The following is a 21779-nucleotide window of genomic DNA, read 5'->3' on the forward strand; positions in this document are numbered from 1 at the left end:
TCAGAGCTCCAGCCAGTTTTTCACTTTGATCAGTGCTGGCCAGCCCGGTTTGCGACCGAGGCCGTCGGCGATGGATGCCTGCAATTCTTGGCTCACTTCCGGCGCTACGGCCAGGATTTGCTGCACCACCTGCACATGATCGCGCACGCCCTTGGCCTTCGTTTCCAGCATCGCCAGGCTGAGATTGATGCGGGCCTGGGGGTCCTGACCATTCAGTTTCACGGCCAGACGGGCCGATCGAAGCGCTTCTTCTGGCTGATCGCAGAGCAGTTGCAGCCAGGCCAGGCAAGTCCACCCTGCCGATTGGCGTGGGGCGGCATTGGTGATGGTGATGAAGTCCTCAAGTACTTCAGTGGCTGGAGCACCGTCTTGATAGCGGGCCATTGCCTGTTCAAACAGGCTTTCCTCGTTCGCTTCGGTCACCGTTCCGCTGGCGTTTGCAGTGCCATCAGATTCCCATGCAGCCGGTTCAGACTGCGAAGGAACTGCCGCAGCCGCAGGTCTGGCTGGCGTTGGGGTTGGTGAAGTTGAAGCCGCCGCCGATCAGTGCTGTGCTGAAGTCCAGCTGCATTCCGTAGATGTAGAGGAGGCTCTTGGGGTCACACACCACTTGAAAGGCCGCACCATCTGGGGCGTTGTAGTCGTACACCTCATCCCCTTCCTCGATCTCGGAACTGGGCACGAAATCCATCGTGTAACTCATGCCGCTGCAGCCACCTGAGCGCACGCCGACCCGCAGTACCTGGTTTTGGCCCTGTTCGTTGCAGAGCTTGGCCAGCTGCTGCATGGCGGGATCGGTGATTTGGATGCCTTTGCCGTCCTTGGCGGTATGGGCGATGGTCTCCGCGGAGCCAGCAGGAGGGACGGATGTGGTCATGGAGGTGGGATCAGTCCGGTCTCCGTACTGTATGGAGGCTCGTTCATGGCTGCCGAATTCATAGAGTCGGTTCGTTGTTGGCGGATGCAGCCGGTGCGGGTCGCGATCGTGGGTGCGGGTCTGGCCGGATTGTCGGCTGCTGTTGATCTTGTGGATGCTGGCCATCAGGTGGATTTGTACGAAGCCAGGCCATTTATGGGCGGCAAGGTTGGCAGTTGGGAGGACGACGACGGCAATCACATCGAGATGGGCTTGCACGTTTTTTTCTTTAACTACGCCAACCTTTTTGCTCTGATGCGGAAGGTAGGGGCTATCCAAAACCTGCTGCCGAAGGACCACACCCACCTCTTTTGCAACCGCGGCGGAGACCTCCGCGAGCTCGATTTTCGCTTCGCTCTCGGAGCACCCTTCAATGGTCTGAAGGCATTTTTTACGACTCCCCAGCTCACCTGGATCGACAAACTGCGCAATGCCTTGGCCCTGGGCACAAGCCCTATCGTTCGGGGTCTGGTGGATTACGAGGGCGCGATGCGCACGATCCGGGCGCTTGATTCAGTCAGCTTCCAGGATTGGTTCGTGGGCCACGGCGGCAGTCTGGAGAGCATCCGTCGCATGTGGAATCCGATCGCCTATGCCCTTGGTTTCATTGATTGTGAAGCGATCTCGGCTCGCTGCATGCTCACCATCTTCATGATGTTTGCGGCCAAGACCGAAGCCTCCAAGCTCAATCTGCTTAAGGGCTCTCCCCATCGCTGGCTCACGGCTCCGATCTTGGATTACATCCAGGCCCGTGGCGGCAGGCTTCATTTGCGCCACCGGGTGAAAGAGGTTCAGTTCACCGAGGCAGACACCCCTGAAGTCACCGGACTGATCCTTGGCACCCCCGAAGGTGAGCGGCAGGTCCAGGCTGATGCCTACCTAGCTGCCTGTGATGTGCCGGGTATTCAGAAGCTGCTGCCGAAGGCCTGGCGCCGCTTCCCCCAATTCGATGCCATTCACAACTTGGAGGGTGTCCCGGTGGCCACGGTTCAGCTCCGTTACGACGGTTGGGTGACGGAACTCGGGGATGGTGCGCAGGAGGACAAACGTCGCCGCGATCTCACGACTCCCGCAGGTCTGAATAACTTGCTCTACACCGCTGATGCTGATTTCAGCTGCTTCGCTGATTTGGCACTGGCGAGCCCTGAGGACTACCGCAAGCCTGAACTGGGTTCACTGCTGCAGTGTGTTCTCACCCCCGGAGACCCCTGGATCCCCAAGTCGGTCGACGCGATCGTTGCCCACACCGATGCCCAGGTTCGTGAACTCTTCCCCTCCGCCAAAGGTCTCACTTTGGTGTGGAGCAACGTGGTGAAACTGGCTCAGTCTCTTTATCGCGAAGCTCCAGGGATGGAGCCGTTCCGACCCGATCAGAGCACTCCGATCGGCAATTTCTTCCTGGCGGGTAGCTATACCCGTCAGGACTACATCGACTCGATGGAGGGCGCCACGATGAGCGGGCATCTTGCTGCCGCTGCCATCCTGGGCCGATCGGCCCGTTTGGCCACCAATGCCGCAGTTGCCTAACTGAATCTATGGGACGTTGGCTTGAACACACGGTCACCACTGACGTAAGGGCTCCTGTCTCCCGGGTGTGGGCGGTTTGGAGTGACTTAGAAGCAATGCCGCATTGGATGCGGTGGATTGAATCGGTGCAAACTCTCGATGACCCTGATCTGACGGACTGGACGCTCGCGGCTCAGGGTTTTCGATTTCGCTGGAAGGCCAGGATTACCACCCGTGTAGAGGCCCAGCAGTTGCATTGGGAGTCGGTGGGTGGCTTGCCTACGAAAGGTGCCGTGCGTTTCTATCCAGAAGCTGACGATCGCACCGCCGTCAAACTGAGCGTTACATACGAACTGCCGGGGGTCTTGGCACCCCTCATGGAACCAAGCATCCTGGGAGGGATGGTTACCAAGGAACTGCAGGCGAACCTTGACCGATTCCGGGATCTGGTGGAAAGCGATTACACCGTGTCGGCCTAATCAGTGTCGGCCTGATCAGTTGTCTCGGCAGCTGTTGATGGTGTTGCTTGCTCTTCTGGCCGCTTGTGCCAGCCCGGATCCTGATGAATCCCTCATGCCTCCCAGCAGTCCATTGGACGCTCCTGCTGTCACGCCCGAGGAGAACCAGATCGCTGCGATACCTGCTGCCCCGCCCGCGGTGCTGACGCCGCTCCCGACTGCTGCTCAGGTTCAAGACTCTGTGAGCCGGGGCCGGGTCGACCCTTTCGCTCCTCTGGCCGGGGGGGGCGTGGCGAATGACTCCACCTCTCAGGCCGGTTCGGCGCCGATCAGACTTCAGGGTGTGTTGTCCGTTGGTGGACAGTTGCAGGCCCTCGTCAGCTTTCCGAAGGATTCCGGCCCGAGTTCCGGGGCGATTTGCGTCGGCCCCTCTGGCCGCTGTGGATCTGAGCAGAAGCCGCTTCTTCCTCAAGATTGGTCTGTGCTGAGCATTGATTTGCAGCGGGGCTGCCTCACCTATGCCGTGGCGGGCAAGGCTCAGGCACCTGTCTGCTTGGTGGAATCCAAGGCCTGAACACAGGCTTGCACCAGGCCTGGGATGTCATGTGGATCCGCTTCCTGATCGACGCGACCGAGCAGCTCAACACAGCGCTGACTGGTCTGCGGACCAATCGACACCACTTTGGCTGTGTCCAATCGCGTCAACCATTGGGGGCCGAATCGTGCCTCGAGGAGCTGGGCGGTGTGGATCACGGTCTTGCCACTGCTGAAGGTCAGGGCAGCGACCTCGCCGGCCTCCAAGGCAGCCGCCGCATCATTCGGGATGCTTTCAGGACAGCGGGACTCGTAGGCCGCCACCTCGACGACCCTCGCGCCTGCTTCCCCGAAGGCTTCGGCCAGCAAGGTGCGTCCGCCGCTCTGCACCCGCGGGATCAGCAGCCTCAGCCCCCAGCCTGATACGGGGAAATGTTCAATCAGACTGTCCGCAACGAAGTTGGGTGGCACGAAGTCGGCATCAGCGCCCAGTGCTTCCAGTCTTGCGGCGGTCTTGCGCCCCACGGCGGCAATTCTGAGGCTGCTGGGTCGTCCAGACAGACTTCCCCCTTGCTTCTGCAGTCGTTCCTCCACCGCGTTTACTCCATTGGCGCTGGAGAACACCAGCCAGTGGAATTCATCCAGTTCGGCCAGGGCGTCGTCGAGCGGTCCCCACTCATCCGGTGGTCCGATCACCAGGGCGGGAAGGTCGATCACGCTGGCTCCGAGTGCTTCCATGCGCCGGCGTCCTTCTCCCTGCTGCTCCTGGGCTCGAGTCAGAACCACGGTGCGGCCTTGCAGTGGCAAGCTCATCGACCGGCCTCGTTCAGTTTCACCAGACCCTCCACCTGGCTGCGCAACGCCTTGGCTTCGTTGTTGCGCCCCTGGGCTTGCAGCAGATCGAGGGCGAGCCGGAAGCCGTTGCGGGCTCCATCGATGTCGCCGCCCATCAGCAGTGCCAACGCCAAATTTTGATGGCATTCAGGGTGGTTGGGATGGCGCTGAATCGCCTTGGTATAGGCGTTGATGGCCGCGGCGATGTCGCCTCGGCGCCTTTGCATCAGGCCGAGGTTGTACCAGCCAAGGGCCACTTCCGGAGCCTGTTCAGTGGCGGTGGTGGTGAGCTTGATTGCCTCCTCCAATTGGTCGGTTTCCATCAGCAGCACCGCCAGGTTGAGGCGTGCCCCAAGGTTGAGACGGGGCTCCATCGGCAGATCAAGCGCTTGCTGGTAAGTGGCGATGGCGGTGGTGGGATCATCGTCGCGCTGCGCCATGGCGAGATGGAGCAATAGCTCATACCGCTCAGCAGTGCGATCCATGCTTTCCCCCAGGGATGCGAGGCCCTGATGCAGCAGAGCGACGCCTCGATTTCGGTTTCCTGCAGCCACCTCAAGGGCGCCCAGCTTGGCGCAGGCATAGGGATCACCAGGCTGCTCGCTCAGCCATTGCTCCATGGCCTGTTGCAGCCGCTGGGCCTTGTCACTGCCCTGAAGAAGCTCGGGGCGATAGCCGTCATGGAGCAGTGCTGGAACGCTGCAATTGACGATGCGCCACTGGGGTTCATCGCGGAGTAGGGCCTCGACGCTGTCGTCGATCATTGAGTGGTAAGGACGGCTCCACTGCAGGCGTGGATGACGCCGGAACAGCCGGCTGACGCTCGAATAAGGGGCCATGGCCGCACCCCTCTCGTAGCGCAGCAAATTGATCACCAACACATCGGGTTCGGTCATCAGTTCCTGCAGGGCGGGAATGGCCTCGGGCAGGAGCTGTTCATCCGCATCCAAAACCAGCACCCAGTCACCTTTCACGTGCTCCAGTGCCGCATTGCGGGCGGGTGCGAAATCTCCCGGCCAGGGCAAGTGTTCCACCCGTGCGCCAGCGGCTTCGGCCCGCTGCACGGTGTCATCCGTTGAGCCGGTGTCGACCACCACCATCTCGTTGGCTAGACCCCGAACCGAGGCCAGACAGGCCTCGATCCGATCGGCCTCATCGCGCACGATCATCGAGAGGCTGAGCATGGAGGCTTCACGGTTCGCGCTGAGGCTACGGCCCTCGCCTTGGCTCTGCTGCGTTTGCTGTGGCTGAATGTCAGTCGGTGAAACCCTGCCCTGGCTCAGCGCCCGTGGCCTCAGGCTGCGTGATCAGACGCCTCAGGGCGGTGTGCTGGGCATCGGGCATTTGGCCTGGGCTGTAGGCGGCCGGAATCTCGGCCTCAAGCCTCGCCCGCAGGGCCTCCCAGCTGTATGGGCTGCCATAGATCACAACCCCGGCAAGCCGACCTGCGCGTTGTAGCTGGGCGAGGGCATCCCCCCAGGGTTCTTGTCTGTCGCGGCCGCCTCGGAAGGGATTGCCGCGCAGAAATAGTTGCACCAGCACAGGCCCGTTCCCTAGTCGCTCCAGCGCCAAAGGGGAAGAAGGCTGGTCGTCCCGCCAGATTGACACCGCCATCGGGTGGATGATCAACGGACTGAAGCCTGCTTGTTCCGGAAGCAGGAGGGCTGGAGCCGTGGCATGGAGCTGAGGGCAGGGCAGCACCCCATCCACACGGATCAGATTGATGCCCTCGCCTGCCGCTGCAGCTTGGATGCGACCGCCGTTGGTCTGGCAGGTCAGCTCCACGAGTTCGGTGCTGAACGCTCGTTCTTTTGGGCTTTCCTGTTCCAGCAGCTGGTGGGTGGAGTGCTCGCTGCGTTGTTGTTCAGGAGCTGCAGTGTTGATGCGCTGTAAGGCCTTCTGCCGTCTTTCCAAACTGGCATCGAGCTGCTGCCAAGGGATCCGTCCGGAGCGCAGGCCAGAGCAGATCGCTTTGATCGCCGCGTCGGCGTCCTCAGGCATGAGGATTAAATCAGCCCCTGCCTCGAAGGCGAGACATGCTGCCTCACCCGAGCTGTAGTGCTTTCTGATCGCCTCCATCACAAGGGCATCGGTGACGATCAGGCCTTCAAATCCAAGCTCTTGCCGCAGCAGTCCGCTCAGGACCGGCTTCGAGAGGGTGGCAGGCCGTGTGGGATCAAGCGCAGGGATTTCCAGATGGGCAGTCATCACGCTGTCGATACCCGCAGCGATGCTTGTCCGAAAGGGCAACAGTTCGATCCGCTCGAGCCGTTCCCTGTCATGGGGGAGCACCGGTAGCTGCAGATGGGAATCCACCGCAGTGTCCCCATGGCCCGGGAAGTGCTTGGCACACCCCAGCACTTCCTCCCTGGTGAGGCCACGTTGGAAGGCGAGTGTGAGCTTTGAGACTGTCGTTGGGTCGTTCCCCCAGGCCCGCACGTTGATCACTGGATTGTCCGGGTTGTTGTTGACATCCACCACTGGTGCCAACACCCAGTTCAGGCCGCACTGGCGGGCCTGTCGGCCTGTGCAGGCGCCGTAATGCTCTGCGAGGGTCTCGGCTTGTGCAGGGTCGGAGGCATACAGGCTGGAGAGGGCCATCGGCGGCACGAGCCATGAGGCTCCTTCAAATCGCTGGCCGACCCCCTCTTCGACATCGGCGCAGAGCAGCAGCGGCTGGCCTGCCCAATCACGCAGCTGCAGGCAGCGCTGCTGCAGTTCCACGCAAGTGCCTCCAAGCAGGATCACACCGCCTACACCCGATTGGAGAAGCCGCTGCAAGTCGGCATTGTTGAGCTCCCAGCGGGGGTAGCGCCGTTGTCGGTCTCCGGCATGTCCACTGGCCCGAACAACGATCAGGCTTGCTACCCGCCTGTGCAGTTCTTCGTCCGTTAGCGCCCGGCTGCTTGGTGACGGAAACGACCCCAGCGTCACGATGCTCCTTGCTCGGCTCCGCTTTCGGGGTCTGCATCACTGCCGGCGGGGATCGCGCCGCGTTCTCCCCGTTCCTCCTCAAGGCGGTTGAGCAGATTGAGAACGGTGGTTCCCTTCTCGATCCCACGATCCAGCTGGAAAACGACCTCCGGCGCACGGCGCATCTGCAGGCGTCGCCCCAGCTCTCCGCGCAGGTAGCCGCTGGCGGCCTGAAGGCCTTCGAGCACCTGCTGTCGCTGCTGCTCCTCGCCGTAGATGCTCACGAAGATTTTGCAGTGCTGGAGATCACCGCTCACTTCCACTTCGGTGATGCTCACCATCCCTTGATGCACCCGCTCATCGCGGATCCCATGGATGAGCAGTTCGCTTGTTTCGCGTCTGATCAGGGCCGCGACCCGCTCCACTCGCCGTCCCGGTGCCATGGCCAATCAAGCCAGAGGTGATGGCGTCACCATGGCACGGAGCACCAGGCTCAAGCTGATCATGCCGCTGATCAGGGCACCGATGAGGGCTACGGCGGTGACCGGATTGCTGCGGCGCCTTGCCAATGGTTCGGCGACAGAATTAAGGACTCCCAGCCCGAAGGCGATCAGGTAACGCGGATAGCGCGTCACATTGACGAAAAAATCTCTCATGGTCAGTTATTGCAGTCGGTTTGGCTGGGTGGAATGAACGTGGGCAAGTCTTGGCTGTGGGCTGGCATGCCCAGGACAAAGCGCGCGAGACGGAAGCAACGAGGTTCTGAACCGAATTTTAGGGCGTCCAAATGACGCATGAGTGGCTCGAGCAGCGAGATGAATCGATGTGATGCCAGGCCTTTTTGGAAGCCTTGACATTACGAATGGACAAACGCTTGCCCAGCAGTGTCATGGATGGCAATGCCTGGGTTGGTCACGCCCAAGCGGCTCTGGGAGTTGGATCTTGCAACTGTTGCCGCTTCACTCTCATTCCTGGACAGTTTTCGTGAGGTGAAGAGTCTCAATCTCAATCATTTTTCCTTTGAAAAAATGCATTTGGTTTTGGCAGATTCTTTTGGGGGATGAAACTACAACCGTCACCTGTTCGGAATTCTTCTTGTTCGGGATCCGACTGTGATGTCGCAAACCTTGTTGAGTAGAGACGACAACCTCCCGCAGGGAGATGGCGAAGGTCGGATTCAGATGGCTACCCTTCCATTCCCTGGTTGGTGCAGGCCATGTTGGAGCTTCATCAGTTCCGTCATTCCGCCTTTTGTCTCAAGGTGCGGATGATCCTTCAGGCCAAATCTCTGAGCTTTCGCGTCCTGGAGGTGACCCCCGGCGTGGGCCAAATCGACGTGTTTCGTCTCTCCGGTCAGCGTCAGGTCCCTGTTCTTGTGGATGGCGACACGGTCGTGTCCGATTCCAGTGCAATTGCACTGCATCTTGAACAACACCATCCTGCGCCTTGTTTGATCCCTGCCAACCCACGGGAACGGGCCCAGTCCCATCTGCTGGAGGACTGGGCAGACACCACCCTGGCAGCGGCCGCCAGAGTCGCCCTGGCCCAGGCGGCGGTAGGGGATGGGAGTCTCTTAGCTGCCTTATTGCCTGATGCTCTCCCCGCACCTCTTCGCCAGACGGTGGGTGCACTGCCTGGTGGATGGCTGCAGGGGCTTGGTGAGGTGGTTGATCAGGGGGAGCGTTCAGCCATGCTCGCCAGCCTGATTCAACTGTCTGATGCGGTTGACGTCAGTCCTTGGTTGGTCGGAGATGGCCTGACCATTGCAGATCTCGCCGTCGCTGCCCAGTTGTCTTTGCTCCGTTTCCCCCCCTCCGCCGGAGAAGCCTTGGCAGGTCGAGGGGTGCCTGGGATTAGTGATCATCCCCGTTTGCAATCCCTGTTCCGTTGGAGGGATCAACTCGAGGATCAGCTCCTCCAGGCTGATCCCGCTGCCGTGTGAGCCGTAGCTGGTAATGGCTTGTGTTCAAGGCCTGGTTTGAAGACTGGGCTCCAGGCCCCGGGTATCGGGCTTGCCATTGCTCGGCACAGATCAGGTTGTTGTCGTCCGCACAGAGGCTGTATCGGCTGAGGGTTTCGATCCTGCTGATGCGTGGAGGACCCTTGCCATGCAGGATCTGGAGCACCAGCTCATCGCTCACAAACGGCCTTTGATCGGTGGACTTCTGACGACGACCGATCACGGTTGTTTCCAGTGTTCGATCGTCCGAGAGATGGGCCAGCTGGCGATTGACCTGTTCCGGTGCTTGCTCCACTGACAGCAGTTGCTCACCGAGAAGGGCTTCGCCGATCGCACTGACATTGAAGTTCCGGTCTCCAACCACGTCGGCCTTGCCATCGATCAGCGGATGGAGCGTATGGAAGCGAGCCGGATGTTCAAGCTTGCTTTGGTCGGCCAGATCAGTGCTCTCCACCATCCATTCCCCCTTCAGCCACTCGGGATAGATCAGGTCCTGGTGCTGACGAGGCCGCGGCAATGGTGCCGGCAGCTGCCAGTGGGGCCAGGCCTGCTGTCGCTCATCCAGCCAGTCCTTCGCCCCCCAGGCTGGATTGGCATCCACGAAAATCACTGCCTGCATCGAGAGCAGGCTGATGATGATGGTCAGCAGCCGTTGCGCCATGTCTGATCCCCTGATCCGTGCCTGTGAGCACTACGTGGTGCTGGAGCCCGGTCAGCCGGAACAGCTGCTGAGTGCCGACGACACCTTGGCATGGCTTGAACAGCACCTGACCTCACTTGATGCTCTGCCTGAAGACCTTGATGCACAGGGCTCGGTGGCGGCGGCGGCCCTGCGACTGCTGGACACGGCCTGTGACCTGGAACTGCAGCCAGGTATCAACCTTCAGTGGTTTGCGGTCCGTCTGGAGCCTCCTGGTTCGAGCTGAGGATGGTTGGAATCGCTTCCAGCACCATGGCCGCCACCTCTTCGGCTGACTGGTCGCCAACGCTGAGATGGAGGTCAGCCTCCGCATAGAAGGGGTTGCGTTTGCTGAGCAGGGCATCAAGGGAGGCCGTGGGGTCATCGGTCTCCAGCAATGGCCGTTCGGTGGGGTCGTTAGCCAGACGCTTGAGGATGCGTTCCCTGTCTGGGGCGAGCCAGATCACCACACCCTGATGCAAAATCCCCCAGTTCTCCGGCCGGGTCACCACTCCGCCGCCAGTGGCCACCACCAGGGAATGGCGCTGGCCAATCGCCTGCAGAACCTGGGATTCGATTGCGCGAAATCCTTCTTCGCCCTCCTCCGCAAAGATCTTGGGGATGGGTCGACCGGCCACTTGTTCGATCACCGGGTCGGCATCCACGAACCCGTAACCGAGTTGCTTGGCGAGAGGACGACCACTGCTGCTCTTGCCACTGCCCATCATCCCCACCAGGTAGAGGTTGCGTCCCCCCAGTCGGGAACGAAGCGGGTGGGGCCCGTTCTGGGATGGTTCAGTCATGGTGTGCGGCAGGCGTTCAGGGTGGAGTCGCGTCAGGCCTTGGTCGGTTGCACCGCGGGACTCCCTAGGATGCCCGCTGGACTTACCACGCCATGACTGAACCCTCAGCTGTGGCATGTGCCGCAGATCTGCCTCAGACGGCGACGCATGGCCAGGGCAGGGGGTGTGTGATCACCCGTAGAGCCTGTTTTAGTGCCAGTCACCGCTACTGGCTGCCTGAATTGAGTGCAGATGACAATGCTGCGCGATTCGGACCCTGTGCTTTGGCTCCTGGCCATGGTCACAACTACGAGCTGATCGTGTCCATGGCCGGGGGCCTGGATGCCGATGGCATGGTGCTCAATCTCTCAGAGGTGAAGCATGCGATCCGCACTGAGGTGACCGGCCAGCTCGACTTTCGCTTCCTCAATGAGGCTTGGCCAGAGTTCGATGTTTCCACACCCGCTGGTTGCCTCCCCACCACCGAAGCGTTGGTGAGGTCGATTTGGCAGCGTCTCACCCCGCATCTGCCGATCACGGCGCTACGTCTCTACGAACAACCGGGCCTTTGGGCCGACTATCTCGGACATCCCATGGACGCCTTCCTGACGATCCGCACTCATTTCGCCGCCGCTCACCGGTTGGCGCGTCCGGAATTGAGCCAGGAGGAGAACGAACGCATTTATGGCAAGTGTGCCCGTCCCCATGGCCATGGTCACAACTATTTGGTGGATGTGACGGTGCGCGGCACAATCGATCCCCGAAGCGGCATGGTCTGTGACCTCTCGGCACTGCAGCGATTGGTGGATGATTTGGTGGTGGAACCTTTCGATCACACGTTTTTGAACAAAGACGTGGCCTTCTTTGCTGAGTGCGTTCCGACAGCTGAGAACATTGCCCTCCACATTGCTGACCGCCTCTCGGCACCGATTCAGGCCATTGGCGCCCATCTCCACAAGGTGCGTTTGCAGGAAAGTCCAAACAATGCCGCTGAGGTCTATGCCGAAGTGCCTCAGTTGGACATGCAGCCTGCTGCCCTTGAGGCGGTCATGGCGTCCTGAGTCCTCCCCCCTCCACCATGCCGCACACGCTGAGGCTGGTGCTGGCCATCAGCCTTGATGGACGTCTAGCCCCGCCGAAGGGTGGGGCTGCTCATTTGGGTGGTGAGGGTGACCGTAAGGTGCTCGATCGAGCCCTCGCTTGGGCTGATGGCTGTTTGATCGGTGCGGGTACGTTGCGGGCCCATCGCTGCACCTGCCTGATTCATGATCCCGAGCTGCTGCAAAAGCGTCTGGCAGCAGGACGATCCCCCCAACCCTCCGCGCTGGTGGTGACCTCACGGATGCAGCCGCAGTTCCCCCTGGATTGGCCTTTTTTTCATCAGCCGCTTGAACGACAGCTTCTGCGCCCTGCCGATCCTTCCCTGCCTGATGGCTTGATTCCCGGCTTTGATCACGTGCAAGTGATGGCCGATTCCTGGCGTCAGACGCTGGCTGGGCTGGCGTCAAAGGGATTGCATCGTCTTCTCCTCCTGGGAGGAGCGTCTCTAACCAGTTCCTTGCTGCTGGCTGATGCAGTTGATGAGCTTCAACTCACCCTCACCCCTCGGGTGCTCGGAGGGCGCCACGGTTGGATTCCCTTTACTGAGGAGAGCCTGCCCTCAGCGTTGGCTGTCGCGGATGCCTGGAGTTTGCAGGAGTGCATGCCCCTTGAGAGCAACGAGTTGATGGTGCTTTATCGGCGCAGGCGTTCGAGCAGCGTTTGAAGCAGACCAGGATTCAGTTCGGTGGTTGGCAGTCCTATCAGGGAGGTCAGACAGCGCTGGATCACCACCTCGGAGTCATCGCCGATATGGCCTCTGAGCAGCTCGGTGAGGACCCCCAGTTCTCTGCCGGTGCGACCGGCTTCACGAATCAAGCAGGCACTCACGGGTTTGGCCAAAGACCTGCAGGGCTGTTTCTCCAGCGTGCTGAATCCTTGGCCCAGCCCTTCGGTCGCCTCGCTCAGCAGGGAGGTGCAGCTTTGTGTGAGGTGTGTCTCAAGGCGGGGACGCAGCAAATCCAGCAGCGGCTGAAGCAGGCCGGCTCGGGCGGTCTGTGGTCCGGCTCCCAGCAGCAGGAGCATGACGAGCCAAAGGCCAGGCTGGGTCGACGCAAAACCGTTCACGCTGGAAGCGGCGCCAAAGTTTCAGTCTGGTCACAGCCAGCGCCTGCTCGTTAGGGTCGCCCCATCCGCCTTGCCTTCGCCGGCCATGACCGCGCTGTCTGCCCGTTGGCATCGCTCTCTGAGCGAGATCCCTGAACAGCAATGGCAGAGGCTGGTTGGGGAGGAGGTCTCTCCTTTCTATTGCTGGGATTGGCTTGTTGCCCTTGAGGAATCGGGCAGCATTGTGCCCAAGCTTGGTTGGCAGCCTTTGCATCTTTCGGTGTGGCGCTCCGACGATCAGCTCGTCGGCGTGGCACCCCTGTATTTGAAGGGGCATAGCTATGGAGAGTTTGTTTTTGATCAAGCGTTTGCGCGTTTGGCTACCGATCTGGGAGAGCGCTATTACCCCAAGCTTGTGGGGATGAGTCCGGTGAGCCCGGTCCAGGGCTATCGCTTTCATATCGCCCCAGGCGAGAGCGCTGCGGAACTCACGGCCGTGATGTTGGAGCTGATCGACCAGTTCGCCTCTCGCAATGGCATTCTCAGCTGCAATTTTCTCTACGTAGATCCCACTTGGCAGCCTTTGGCGGAGGCAGCCGGATGCGCCACCTGGATCAATCAGCAGAGCCTTTGGACGGCGGATGGTCAGCAGACCTTCGCGGACTATCTGGCTGGCTTCAATGCCAATCAGCGTCGCAATATCAAGCGCGAACGTCGTGCTGTCGAACAGGCAGGCCTCAGCGTCACACCACTCAGTGGTGCCGACCTTGATACCAGCCTGCTCCAGCGCATGCATGGTTTTTATGAGCAGCACTGTGCCCGGTGGGGGATGTGGGGAAGCAAATATCTCGAGGCCTCGTTCTTCGATCGGTTGGCATCCCCGGCGATGCGAGAGAGGGTGGTTCTCTTTAGTGCCCATCGTGGCGATGCGCGTGAACCGGTGGCGATGTCGCTGTGCGTGCATGACCAGCAGCAGCTGTGGGGGCGCTACTGGGGCAGCGAGGAGGAGATCGACTGCTTGCATTTCGAGGTGTGTTACTACGCCCCGATCGCTTGGGCCCTGAAGAGGGGACTGCAGCGATTCGATCCTGGAGCGGGTGGCAGCCACAAGCGCCGTCGTGGTTTTGTGGCTCGCCCTCTAGCCAGCCTCCACCGTTGGTATCACCCGGCCATGGATGGTCTGATCCGCCAGTGGTTGCCTCGGGCGAATGCCTTGATGGAAGAGGAGATTGAAGCGATTAATGCTGAGCTGCCCTTCAAAGTGGAGCCGCCCTCCTTGTCATTTGTAGCCTGTGACCATGGCTGAATCCATGCAGATGGTTGAACCACTGAAGGAGCTGCAGTCTCTGGATGATCAGTTGTCTCAGCGCTTCATTGCGCTTGATCCAGCTGGCTATTTCCTCATCCGTGTGGACCGGGAGACCCTTGAGTTGGTTGTTGAGCACTTCGCGAATGACGTCGACGCAAGCGGCAGAGCCACTGATCCTGAGACCGGTGAAGTGTTGGAGTGCCGGGGTAGTGCTCCTCGAGCTGCAGCAGCTGTGTACCGCTCCCGAACCGCGAAACAGATGGGCATTCAACTCACCGAGGGGGAGGGCCCTCACCCCCTCAGCTGCTTAGACCATGCGCTCTATCTCGGACGGGAGCTTCAGCGGGCCGAGCAGGCGATGCTGAGCGGTGTGGATTACGTGCAGGACTAAGCCTGACTGAGAGGGCAACCCGGTTAGCTCGTTGACCTCGATCAGACGGGTTGGAGTTCGCGGGTGCTTTTCGGCTCTTCAGGTGGCAGAGATTCGAGCTGGTCACGAATTTCTTGCTGCACGATCGAGCGGTACTCGAGGAAATGCTCATTGTGGGCAAGCACCACAAGGAACTGTTCGAGCATGGCCGGGTTGCTTCGTGCCATACCGATCATGTAGCGCCAGAAACGGCTGCGGGTATTGCGCTTAAGGCCCTGACGCCAGATCACAATCGCGAGAGCGCGAAGATCCGTGAGGGTTGGAAGTTTGGTGGACCCCTTCCAGCGGGGTGCTCCCATCTTTAAGTAGTAGGAATAGACTCGATCCATGTAGGCATTGGGCTCATAGAGAGCGCAGAACGCCTCGACGTATTCATTGGCAATATCCCGGATCGGACGGGTTGGTTCGAAATTGAGAAGGTTGGTCTGGTTGACCCCTTTGGCGGCATCCTTGTCTTGGATCAGGCGCCCTTCTTTTTCCAGTCGATGCCACAGCGCGGTATTGGGCAGTGCCTGCAGCATTCCCATCATCGCGGCCGGTATTCCAGTGCGGGTGACGAAGTCCACAATCCGGCGTCCGGCCCCTTCTTTCTCGCCATCAAAACCGATGATGAATCCGGCCATCACCCGGATGCCATTGGCCGTGATTCGATCCACTGCCGCATCCAGTGGATTGCGGGTGTTCTGTACTTTTCGGGCCGTTTCCAGGCTGGCTTCGTCTGGTGTTTCGATGCCGAGGAAGACGCTTTCGAAGCGAGCCTCGTGCATCATTCGCATCATCTCGTCGTCATCAGCTAGGTCGACGGATGCCTCCGTGGCAAAGCTGAACGGATAACCCCGTTCTTCTTGCCAGGCCTTGATTTGCGGCAGCAGCAGTTTGGCGTTGCGTTTGTTGCCGATGAAGTTGTCATCGACCAAGAAGATGGATCGCCGCCAGCCAAGGTCGTACAGCGACTGCAGCTCAGCCACAAGCTGCTCAGGAGTTTTTGTGCGTGGCTTTCGGCCATACAGCACGATGATGTCGCAGAACTCACAGTTGAACGGACAGCCTCGAGAGAACTGAACGCTCATGGAGTCATAAGCATCCAACTGGAGCAGGTCGAACCGTGGAATGGGTGTTCCGGTGACATCGGGCTTGTCGCCTTCTGCGCTGAATCTTCCACTGGTGTCTCCGCGTTGAATCGCCTCGATAAACAAAGGCAGGGTGATTTCACCCTCATCCAGCACTTTGAAATCGGCTTTGGCAATCTCCGGTGCGTCTGGCGTAGAGCTGGCATAAGGACCGCCGACAGCGACAAGCAGTCCACGACTTTTGGCGATGGAGATCTGTTTCTCCATGTCGTCCTTCTGGACGATCATGCCTGAGATCACAACCAGTTCCGCCCAGTCCCATTCGGCTTCGCTAACTTCCCGCACGTTGCGGTCCACCAGCTTCATCTCCCACTCCTGAGGAAGCAGTGCAGCCACAGTCGCTAGCCCAAGGGGTGGGAGCAGCACCTTGCGGTTCACCAGCTCAAGGATCTTTTCGTAGCTCCAGAACGTTTTCGGGAACTCCGGATAAACAAAAAGGGTTCGCATGGAAGCGCTGCGACAGGGCAGAGATGGGGAACGGTGTGCTGCCGGAGCAGAAGCAGGTGGCCGAACTTGGGCGCTGGCCCGTCCGAGATCAGTCAATCGAATGCGACAACCTTAAGGGGTATTTGGCTGTGCCAGCCCTCGGGTCTGATCTAATAGACCAGTCTTGCCATCACTGCCGTGGGTGTTGTCTTCTATCTGGGTCTGGTTGGTGCAGGCCTTGTCGCCGCTGCTGTGATCGGTGGAGTACTGCGTGGAATCAAGTTGATCTGAAGCTCTTGCAGCGGATCTTCACTCTGTTTCCGTCCTCTCAGGGAGAACGGTTTCGCCACGCCTCCAGATTTCCCAACCAGCCAGCACTAGCCCCACACCGCCTGTGATGGCGAAGGTGTGACTGAGTCCAACTGTGGTCGCGAGAGCTGCAGCGATCAGACCGCTCAGCCCACCCCCACCAAGAAAGGCGATCTGGCTGAGTCCGGCCATGCGTCCGCGGATGATCTGAGGTGTGCCCACCTGGGTGATCATGTTGGCGCTGCTGAGCAGGCCTGCAGTGCCTGCGCCGATGAGCAGGGCCATGGTTAATACCATGGTGACCGATCCCCCTTTGGCCATGCCCAGTTGCGCCACAGCGGTGATCAAGGCGAAGCATCCCAGTGTCATCGCGGGTCGACGGCTGAATTTGTGGCTGTTGCGTTGCAGTACCACCCCACCGGCAATGCTTCCAGCCGCCAGAACACTGGTGAAAAGACCAAGGTCTCGGGGATCAGGGCCGAGGGTGTCGGCAGCGATCAGAGGCGCCAGGCCAGGATGAAAGAAACCCACAACGCAGATCACAGCCGTGAACTGCAGGACGTTGCGCAGAATCGGTCCACAGTCGTTCCACGCTGTTCGCAGTGATGCGCTGCTGGAACCGGTGCTGCGTTGCTCCTGAGCTGTATTGGGCTGCAGTAGCCAAATCACACTGGCGATCGGTAGCAGGTAGCTAAAGGCATCGATGCTCAGGGCCATGGCCGGTCCCGTTAGCGCTACGAGCCAGCCGCCGATCGGTGGTCCCACCAGCTTCCCCACGTTGAACACCACGGAAAAGCTGGTGAGGTAAGGGGCCAATTGCTGGGGTTCATCCACTAGCAGGGCGCAGTATTTATTGCGGGCTGTCAGTTCGTATGCACCGGCCACCCCCATGAGCAGTGTGCTGAGCAGGAGCACGCTCACCTGTGCTTTGCCGTTGAGTAGGGGAATCGCAAGGGCACCGATCAGGCCCGCTCCGAGCAGAGCCCACTGCGCCTGCACCAGAACCTGTTCGCAACCGATTCGGTCCGTTCGCACCCCGGCAGGACCACTGACCAGCAGGGTTGGCAAGGAGAGGGCGGCGAAATGCAGAGCCAGCAGCATCGCGTTCTGGGTGCCGCTCATCAAAATCCAGCCCTTGGCCGTGAGTCCCGCGAAGGAGCCCGCCGTGCTCAGGCCTGAAGCGATCAGAAAGATAGTGCGTTGCCGTTGGTGCCAGTTGGAATCGACTCTCACAAGGCGCTGCGCGCCGCTGTGACCATGTCGGCTGCTCCGACCAGCTTGCCGGTGAGGTCGTAAACGTCGGCACCGGTAATCAGCACAGGCACCATGGTGCCCGGGCTTGCCTGGATGCCGTTATCGCTGGGTTGCACCAGCACCTCTCCATCCACCTCCGGAGCGAAGCGTGCGCAGCGGCCAATCATCTCGCCGGTGGTGGGGTTGTGTTGTTCGATCAGAACATCAACCGTGCGGCCCACCCAGCTGGCGTTGCCCGCAGCTGAAATGGGTTGCTGCAGGCCCATCAGTTTGTCCTTGCGAGCGATGGCCACCTCCTGGGGAACGTGGTCAGGAAGGGTGGCTGCCGGTGTGCCGTCTTCCGGGGAGAACGTGAAGACGCCCACATGGTCGAAGCGCTGACGCTCGATGAACGAGGCCAGATGCTCGAATTGAGACTCCGTTTCACCAGGAAATCCGACAATCAGCGTCGTGCGCAGCACGGCATCCGGCAGTTGCTCACGGATCTGATCCAGCAGGCGTTCGTTCACGTCGGCCTGCCAGGGGCGGTTCATGGCGCGCAGCACATCAGGATGGCTGTGTTGAAGAGGGAGGTCGAGGTAGGGCAGCACGTTGGGCACCTCCCGGTATGCAGCCAGCACCTCTGGTGTGAGCCCTGTGGGGTAGGCGTAGTGCACTCGGATCCAGGGAATCTCCACTTCGCCAAGGGCCCTGAGCAGATCTGCCAGCCGAGGCTTGCCGTAGAGATCGAGTCCGTAGTTGGTCGTGATCTGGCTGATCAGGATCAGCTCCTGCACGCCCTGGGCCGCCAGCTGATGGGCTTCGGCCACGATCGATTCAATCGGCCGTGAGCGCTGGTTGCCGCGAAGGTGGGGAATGATGCAGAAGGCACAGCGGTAATCACAGCCTTCGGCCACCTTCAAATAGGCCACGGCTTCGCCAGTGGTGCGGTAGCGCGGCAGGTGTTCATCGCCCACAAAGGTGGGGGTTTTGCTCACCTGATTGACGCGCTCTCCGGCTTCAACCCGCTTGAGCACGTCCACGATGTGCTGGTAATCACCCGTGCCCACGATCGCTTTCGCCTCGGGAAGCGATTCGAGCAGTTCCTCCTGGAAATGTTGGGCCAAGCATCCGGCGATGATCAGTTCCTTGCCTTGTTCGGCCAATCCCACCAGGGTGCGCACCGATTCTTCTCTGGCGTCCTGGATGAAACTGCAGGTGTTCACAACCACAACGTTGGCATCTGTTTCGTCGCTGCTGACGCCATAACCCGCTTCTGAGAGCAGGCCGAGCATGTGTTCGGTATCCACCCGGTTTTTCTCGCAGCCCAGATGTGCGAAGGCCACTGTCGGCCGTGCTGCCTTTGCACTTGCGGTCGTTGCGTTTGCCGCCATGGCCGCACCACTTAATTCTTCACCTTACGGTTGCACCTGCAACGCTCTGATCCAAGCCTCACAGCTCTGGAGCTGAAGAAGGCAGCCATGCCTGCCAAAATGACTGGTACCTGAACAGCCTCGATGGCCACCACGCGCCTCACCAGTCGCCGCCGCCAGGACCCGGGCTCGAAATGGGTGCGGATCGCTATGGCCGTTCTGGCCACTGTTGGCGTGATCGATACCGGTTCGATCACGCTTCAACGCTGGAATCTGCTGGGTCCTCTGACCTGCCCTGTTGGAGGAGATGGCTGCGACAAGGTGCTCAGCAGTGTGTGGGGAACTCTTTTTCAAGGAGATGGCTTCACCATTCCGCTGTCGTTTGCTGGATTGCTCGCTTACCTAGCGGTGCTGGTGATGGCGATTGGGCCTTTGTTGCCCGGGTTGGCGGAAAACAAAACAGATCTGTCCCGCCGTACTTGGTGGGGTCTGTTTACGGTCTCTCTTGCCATGGCGGTGTTCAGCTTGGTGCTGATCGGCCTGATGGTGTTCAAGATTCAGGCCTTTTGTTTTTTCTGTGTTTTATCGGCACTGATCTCCTTAACGCTTGTTGTCCTGGCGGTGGCCGGTGGTGGTTGGGATGACCCTGCCAAGTTGCTGTTTCGAGGTGTTCTTCTGGCCCTCGCTGTGCTGTTGGGAAGTTTGATCTGGGCTTCTGTTGTCGATCCCAACCGGCCTGCAGCATCACCGGTCGGCCAGCGCACGGGGCCACCCGTCACCAGCCCTAGCTCGCCCGCGAAAATCGCTCTGGCCGAACATCTCAGCGCAGAAGGGGCTGTGCTGTACACCGCTCACTGGTGTCCTCATTGTCATGATCAGAAAGAGCTTTTCGGGAAGCAAGCCACGGACAAACTCGATGTGGTGGAGTGTGCGCCTGATGGTCTGAATGGCCAGCCCAAGCTTTGTGCCAGCAAGGGGATTGAAGGTTTTCCCAGCTGGGAGATCAATGGTCAGCTTGATTCAGGCGTCAAGCCTCTCGAAACCTTGGCAGGCCTCTCGAATTACAAAGGGCCTTCTGATTTCTGATGCCATCCCTTTACTGCTGTCTTAGGGGCTAACCGGACGGGTGTGGATCATCCGTCCCCTGAGTTGCCTGGAGTGACACTGCCACTGCGGCATTGGCAGTGGGGCATCACTACGGAAATGACCTCCGCGGCTTTCCTGTCGGAACAGGCAGGCTTTCAGCAGCAGAGCACTTGTGCGCTGACGGTGGTTGAGATCCAGCAGCAGGTTGAGCTCCCGGCGACTGGGTTCTTCCAGTTGATGTTGCTGATCGAAGGCTTGAGCATCCAGTAGTGCCAAGGTTTCTTCTTGCTCGAAGCGCGGCATCGCTTCCAATGTTTGTTGCAGCACGGCTTGCATGCCGTGGACAGATCGGTCGACACCGGCGACGGCCCAGCACTGTTCACGCAATCGATCGATGCTGCGTGTGAGCTCAGAGGCTTGGATGCTGCTGCGCAGATTGGTCATTAAGGGGGGCTTGGCTGCACAAAGTGCGCGCACGCTTCGTTGACTCGCATCTGACCAGATCGGTAGATCGATCTCTCGTAGCTGCCGGGCGTAGACCAGGCATTCCATCAGGGAATTGCTTGCCAGCCGGTTGGCACCATGCACGCCTGTGCAGGCCGCTTCCCCAACGGCGTAGAGACCGGGAACATTGGTCGATGCATGCTGGTTGGTGGCGATTCCCCCCATCCAGTAATGGGCGGCAGGGGCAACAGGCAATGGCTTGTCGAGGGGCTGGAGCCCAAATTCGCGGCAGTGTTCGAGGATTGTTGGAAATCGGCGTTGCGCCTGAGCCCGAGGGATGGTCCGCAGGTCCAGGCCAACGTGGTCTGTGCCCTCACGACGCATGCTGTGCACCAAAGCGCGACTGACCTGATCTCTGGGGGCGAGGTCACCTCCCTTCAGATCTGCCACAGGGCTGCGGCCAGAACCATCCACCAGGACGCCCCCTTCACCACGCACTGCTTCGGAAATTAGGAAGCAGGGAGCTCCTGGCAGATGCAGAGCCGTGGGGTGAAATTGCACGAACTCGAGGTCTTCGATTGCTGCGCCGGCTTGCCAGGCCAGCGCAACCCCTTCACCGGCTGCTTGAGCCGGATTGGTGGTGTTGGTGTAAAGGTGACCGCCGCCCCCGGTGGCAAGAACGACGGCCCTGGCTCGGATCCAGTGGAGGAGAGGGCCATCAATCACCTGCACGCCGCAGCAGCGACCGTCTTCGACCCAGAGCTTGCTAACGCGTACGCCCCTTCTGTGCAGCAACCCCTGTCGCTGTTCGACCCGCTCTCGAAGAACATCCACAAGCGCGCGACCCGTCTGGTCTTGCACATGCAGCACCCGGTGATGGCTGTGGGCCGCCTCTAGCGTGGTGGCGAGACTGCCGTCACTGTTGCGGTCAAAGGCCATCCCGACTTGCAACAGACGTTCCACGCACTGCGGTGCTTGATCCACCAGCAGTCGCACCGCATCTCCGTCGCAGAGTCCAGCCCCGGCTTGGAGTGTGTCGGCGGCATGGCTGCCTGCACTGTCGTCTGGGCGGGTGACGGAGGCGATGCCTCCCTGTGCCCAGCGGCTTGAAGAACGACGACTGGTGTTGCGGTTGAGCAGAAGGATGTTCAGACCTTCGGGCAGCTCCAGGCATGTCATGAGCCCTGCCGCACCGGCTCCTACCACCACCACATCCCAGGGACCTGGTGGGATGGGGTCTCCGTGGGCAGAGACAACTCTCATGCCAGTAGAAAAAAAACCGCCGGCATTGCCGGCGGTTTCTTCAACGACG

The 21779-nt window shown here is 60.2% G+C and carries 25 protein-coding genes; 11 read left to right on the forward strand and 14 right to left on the reverse strand.

The genetic code is table 11. From position 1 onward, the window contains the following. Both DXY10_RS06940 and DXY10_RS06945 read right to left on the reverse strand, forming a co-directional pair. Positions 1-384 (reverse strand): hypothetical protein, encoded by a 384-nt coding sequence (locus DXY10_RS06940; RefSeq protein WP_115017781.1) that lies wholly within the window; start codon positions 382-384, stop codon positions 1-3. Between the two features lie 85 nt (positions 385-469). Then, positions 470-877: an iron-sulfur cluster assembly accessory protein gene (locus tag DXY10_RS06945; RefSeq protein WP_115017714.1), complete on the reverse strand. Its 408-nt coding sequence runs from the start codon at positions 875-877 to the stop codon at positions 470-472. 93 nt (positions 878-970) lie between these two features. Here DXY10_RS06945 and zds point away from each other — a divergent pair, with 93 nt between their 5' ends. The 3 genes from zds to DXY10_RS06960 are packed head-to-tail and all read left to right on the forward strand — an operon-like array spanning position 971 to position 3454. Then, on the forward strand, positions 971-2443 hold the full coding sequence (gene zds / locus DXY10_RS06950; protein ID WP_115017795.1) for a 9,9'-di-cis-zeta-carotene desaturase: 1473 nt from the start codon (positions 971-973) through the stop codon (positions 2441-2443). A gap of 8 nt (positions 2444-2451) precedes the next feature. Then, positions 2452-2901, forward strand: coding sequence for an SRPBCC family protein (locus tag DXY10_RS06955; RefSeq protein ID WP_115017717.1), 450 nt, complete (start codon positions 2452-2454; stop codon positions 2899-2901). Between the two features lie 19 nt (positions 2902-2920). After that, the gene (locus DXY10_RS06960) at positions 2921-3454 is read left to right on the forward strand and encodes a hypothetical protein (protein ID WP_244281999.1); all 534 of its coding nucleotides are present in this window, start codon (positions 2921-2923) and stop codon (positions 3452-3454) included. Here the strand turns inward: DXY10_RS06960 and DXY10_RS06965 are convergent. The 5 genes from DXY10_RS06965 to DXY10_RS06985 all read right to left on the reverse strand — a co-directional run bounded on the left by DXY10_RS06965 (position 3418) and on the right by DXY10_RS06985 (position 7817). Continuing rightward, positions 3418-4227 carry a uroporphyrinogen-III synthase gene (locus DXY10_RS06965; protein ID WP_115017721.1) on the reverse strand — a complete coding sequence of 270 codons (810 nt, stop codon included), beginning with the start codon at positions 4225-4227 and terminating at the stop codon, positions 3418-3420. The two genes, DXY10_RS06960 and DXY10_RS06965, sit on opposite strands and share 37 nt — an antisense overlap. Continuing rightward, the gene (locus DXY10_RS06970; protein ID WP_115017723.1) at positions 4224-5432 is read right to left on the reverse strand and encodes a glycosyltransferase family 2 protein; all 1209 of its coding nucleotides are present in this window, start codon (positions 5430-5432) and stop codon (positions 4224-4226) included. The genes DXY10_RS06965 and DXY10_RS06970 overlap by 4 nt, the downstream gene beginning before the upstream one ends. Positions 5433-5502: 70 nt before the next feature. Beyond that, positions 5503-7176, reverse strand: a complete 1674-nt coding sequence (locus DXY10_RS06975) for a glycoside hydrolase family 3 N-terminal domain-containing protein (protein WP_115017799.1) — start codon at positions 7174-7176, stop codon at positions 5503-5505. 2 nt (positions 7177-7178) lie between these two features. Then, positions 7179-7604: a 30S ribosome-binding factor RbfA gene (gene rbfA / locus DXY10_RS06980; protein WP_115017802.1), complete on the reverse strand. Its 426-nt coding sequence runs from the start codon at positions 7602-7604 to the stop codon at positions 7179-7181. A 6-nt stretch (positions 7605-7610) separates the two neighbouring features. Continuing rightward, positions 7611-7817, reverse strand: a complete 207-nt coding sequence (locus tag DXY10_RS06985) for a DUF751 family protein (protein WP_115017726.1) — start codon at positions 7815-7817, stop codon at positions 7611-7613. Between the two features lie 560 nt (positions 7818-8377). Between DXY10_RS06985 and DXY10_RS06990 the strand changes: the two genes are divergently transcribed. Beyond that, positions 8378-9103 (forward strand): glutathione S-transferase family protein, encoded by a 726-nt coding sequence (locus tag DXY10_RS06990; protein WP_115017804.1) that lies wholly within the window; start codon positions 8378-8380, stop codon positions 9101-9103. Here DXY10_RS06990 and DXY10_RS06995 read toward each other — a convergent pair. After that, the gene (locus DXY10_RS06995) at positions 9015-9782 is read right to left on the reverse strand and encodes a DUF6816 family protein (RefSeq protein ID WP_115017728.1); all 768 of its coding nucleotides are present in this window, start codon (positions 9780-9782) and stop codon (positions 9015-9017) included. The genes DXY10_RS06990 and DXY10_RS06995 overlap by 89 nt on opposite strands. On the opposite strand from DXY10_RS06995, the gene DXY10_RS07000 reads away from it, so the two are divergent. Beyond that, positions 9781-10047 carry a chlororespiratory reduction protein 7 gene (locus DXY10_RS07000; protein WP_115017731.1) on the forward strand — a complete coding sequence of 89 codons (267 nt, stop codon included), beginning with the start codon at positions 9781-9783 and terminating at the stop codon, positions 10045-10047. The genes DXY10_RS06995 and DXY10_RS07000 overlap by 2 nt on opposite strands. Here DXY10_RS07000 and DXY10_RS07005 read toward each other — a convergent pair. After that, positions 9998-10603: a shikimate kinase gene (locus tag DXY10_RS07005; protein ID WP_115017734.1), complete on the reverse strand. Its 606-nt coding sequence runs from the start codon at positions 10601-10603 to the stop codon at positions 9998-10000. The genes DXY10_RS07000 and DXY10_RS07005 overlap by 50 nt on opposite strands. A gap of 92 nt (positions 10604-10695) precedes the next feature. Here DXY10_RS07005 and DXY10_RS07010 point away from each other — a divergent pair, with 92 nt between their 5' ends. Both DXY10_RS07010 and DXY10_RS07015 read left to right on the forward strand, forming a co-directional pair. Beyond that, entirely contained in the window at positions 10696-11643 is a 948-nt protein-coding gene (locus DXY10_RS07010) for a 6-carboxytetrahydropterin synthase (protein ID WP_115017737.1), read from the forward strand. Between the two features lie 17 nt (positions 11644-11660). Further along, positions 11661-12347, forward strand: a complete 687-nt coding sequence (locus DXY10_RS07015) for a dihydrofolate reductase family protein (protein WP_115017740.1) — start codon at positions 11661-11663, stop codon at positions 12345-12347. On the opposite strand, the gene DXY10_RS07020 is transcribed toward DXY10_RS07015, so the two are convergent. After that, positions 12317-12706 carry a hypothetical protein gene (locus DXY10_RS07020; protein WP_115017742.1) on the reverse strand — a complete coding sequence of 130 codons (390 nt, stop codon included), beginning with the start codon at positions 12704-12706 and terminating at the stop codon, positions 12317-12319. The genes DXY10_RS07015 and DXY10_RS07020 overlap by 31 nt on opposite strands. A 127-nt stretch (positions 12707-12833) precedes the next feature. On the opposite strand from DXY10_RS07020, the gene DXY10_RS07025 reads away from it, so the two are divergent. Beyond that, entirely contained in the window at positions 12834-14033 is a 1200-nt protein-coding gene (locus tag DXY10_RS07025; RefSeq protein ID WP_115017807.1) for a GNAT family N-acetyltransferase, read from the forward strand. A gap of 10 nt (positions 14034-14043) precedes the next feature. Continuing rightward, complete coding sequence (locus tag DXY10_RS07030; RefSeq protein WP_244282001.1) at positions 14044-14427, forward strand: DUF4346 domain-containing protein; 384 nt, start codon at positions 14044-14046, stop codon at positions 14425-14427. Positions 14428-14468: 41 nt separating this feature from the next. Here the strand turns inward: DXY10_RS07030 and DXY10_RS07035 are convergent, their stop codons facing one another. Further along, positions 14469-16043: a B12-binding domain-containing radical SAM protein gene (locus DXY10_RS07035; RefSeq protein ID WP_115017747.1), complete on the reverse strand. Its 1575-nt coding sequence runs from the start codon at positions 16041-16043 to the stop codon at positions 14469-14471. A 177-nt stretch (positions 16044-16220) separates the two neighbouring features. Between DXY10_RS07035 and DXY10_RS07040 the strand changes: the two genes are divergently transcribed. Continuing rightward, entirely contained in the window at positions 16221-16313 is a 93-nt protein-coding gene (locus DXY10_RS07040) for a cytochrome B6 (RefSeq protein WP_115017751.1), read from the forward strand. 18 nt (positions 16314-16331) lie between these two features. On the opposite strand, the gene DXY10_RS07045 is transcribed toward DXY10_RS07040, so the two are convergent. Beyond that, entirely contained in the window at positions 16332-17564 is a 1233-nt protein-coding gene (locus DXY10_RS07045; protein ID WP_115017753.1) for an MFS transporter, read from the reverse strand. Beyond that, positions 17561-18958, reverse strand: coding sequence for a 30S ribosomal protein S12 methylthiotransferase RimO (gene rimO / locus DXY10_RS07050; RefSeq protein WP_115017756.1), 1398 nt, complete (start codon positions 18956-18958; stop codon positions 17561-17563). Before rimO ends, DXY10_RS07045 begins: the two co-directional genes overlap by 4 nt. Before the next feature lie 123 nt (positions 18959-19081). On the opposite strand from rimO, the gene DXY10_RS07055 reads away from it, so the two are divergent. Further along, positions 19082-20023, forward strand: coding sequence for a vitamin K epoxide reductase family protein (locus DXY10_RS07055; protein ID WP_115017758.1), 942 nt, complete (start codon positions 19082-19084; stop codon positions 20021-20023). A gap of 21 nt (positions 20024-20044) precedes the next feature. Here DXY10_RS07055 and nadB read toward each other — a convergent pair whose 3' ends face one another. Further along, complete coding sequence (gene nadB / locus DXY10_RS07060) at positions 20045-21730, reverse strand: L-aspartate oxidase (protein ID WP_115017760.1); 1686 nt, start codon at positions 21728-21730, stop codon at positions 20045-20047. Between the last annotated feature and the right edge of the window lie 49 nt (positions 21731-21779).

The organism is Synechococcus sp. UW140, from assembly GCF_900474295.1.
Taxonomy (GTDB): domain Bacteria; phylum Cyanobacteriota; class Cyanobacteriia; order PCC-6307; family Cyanobiaceae; genus Synechococcus_C.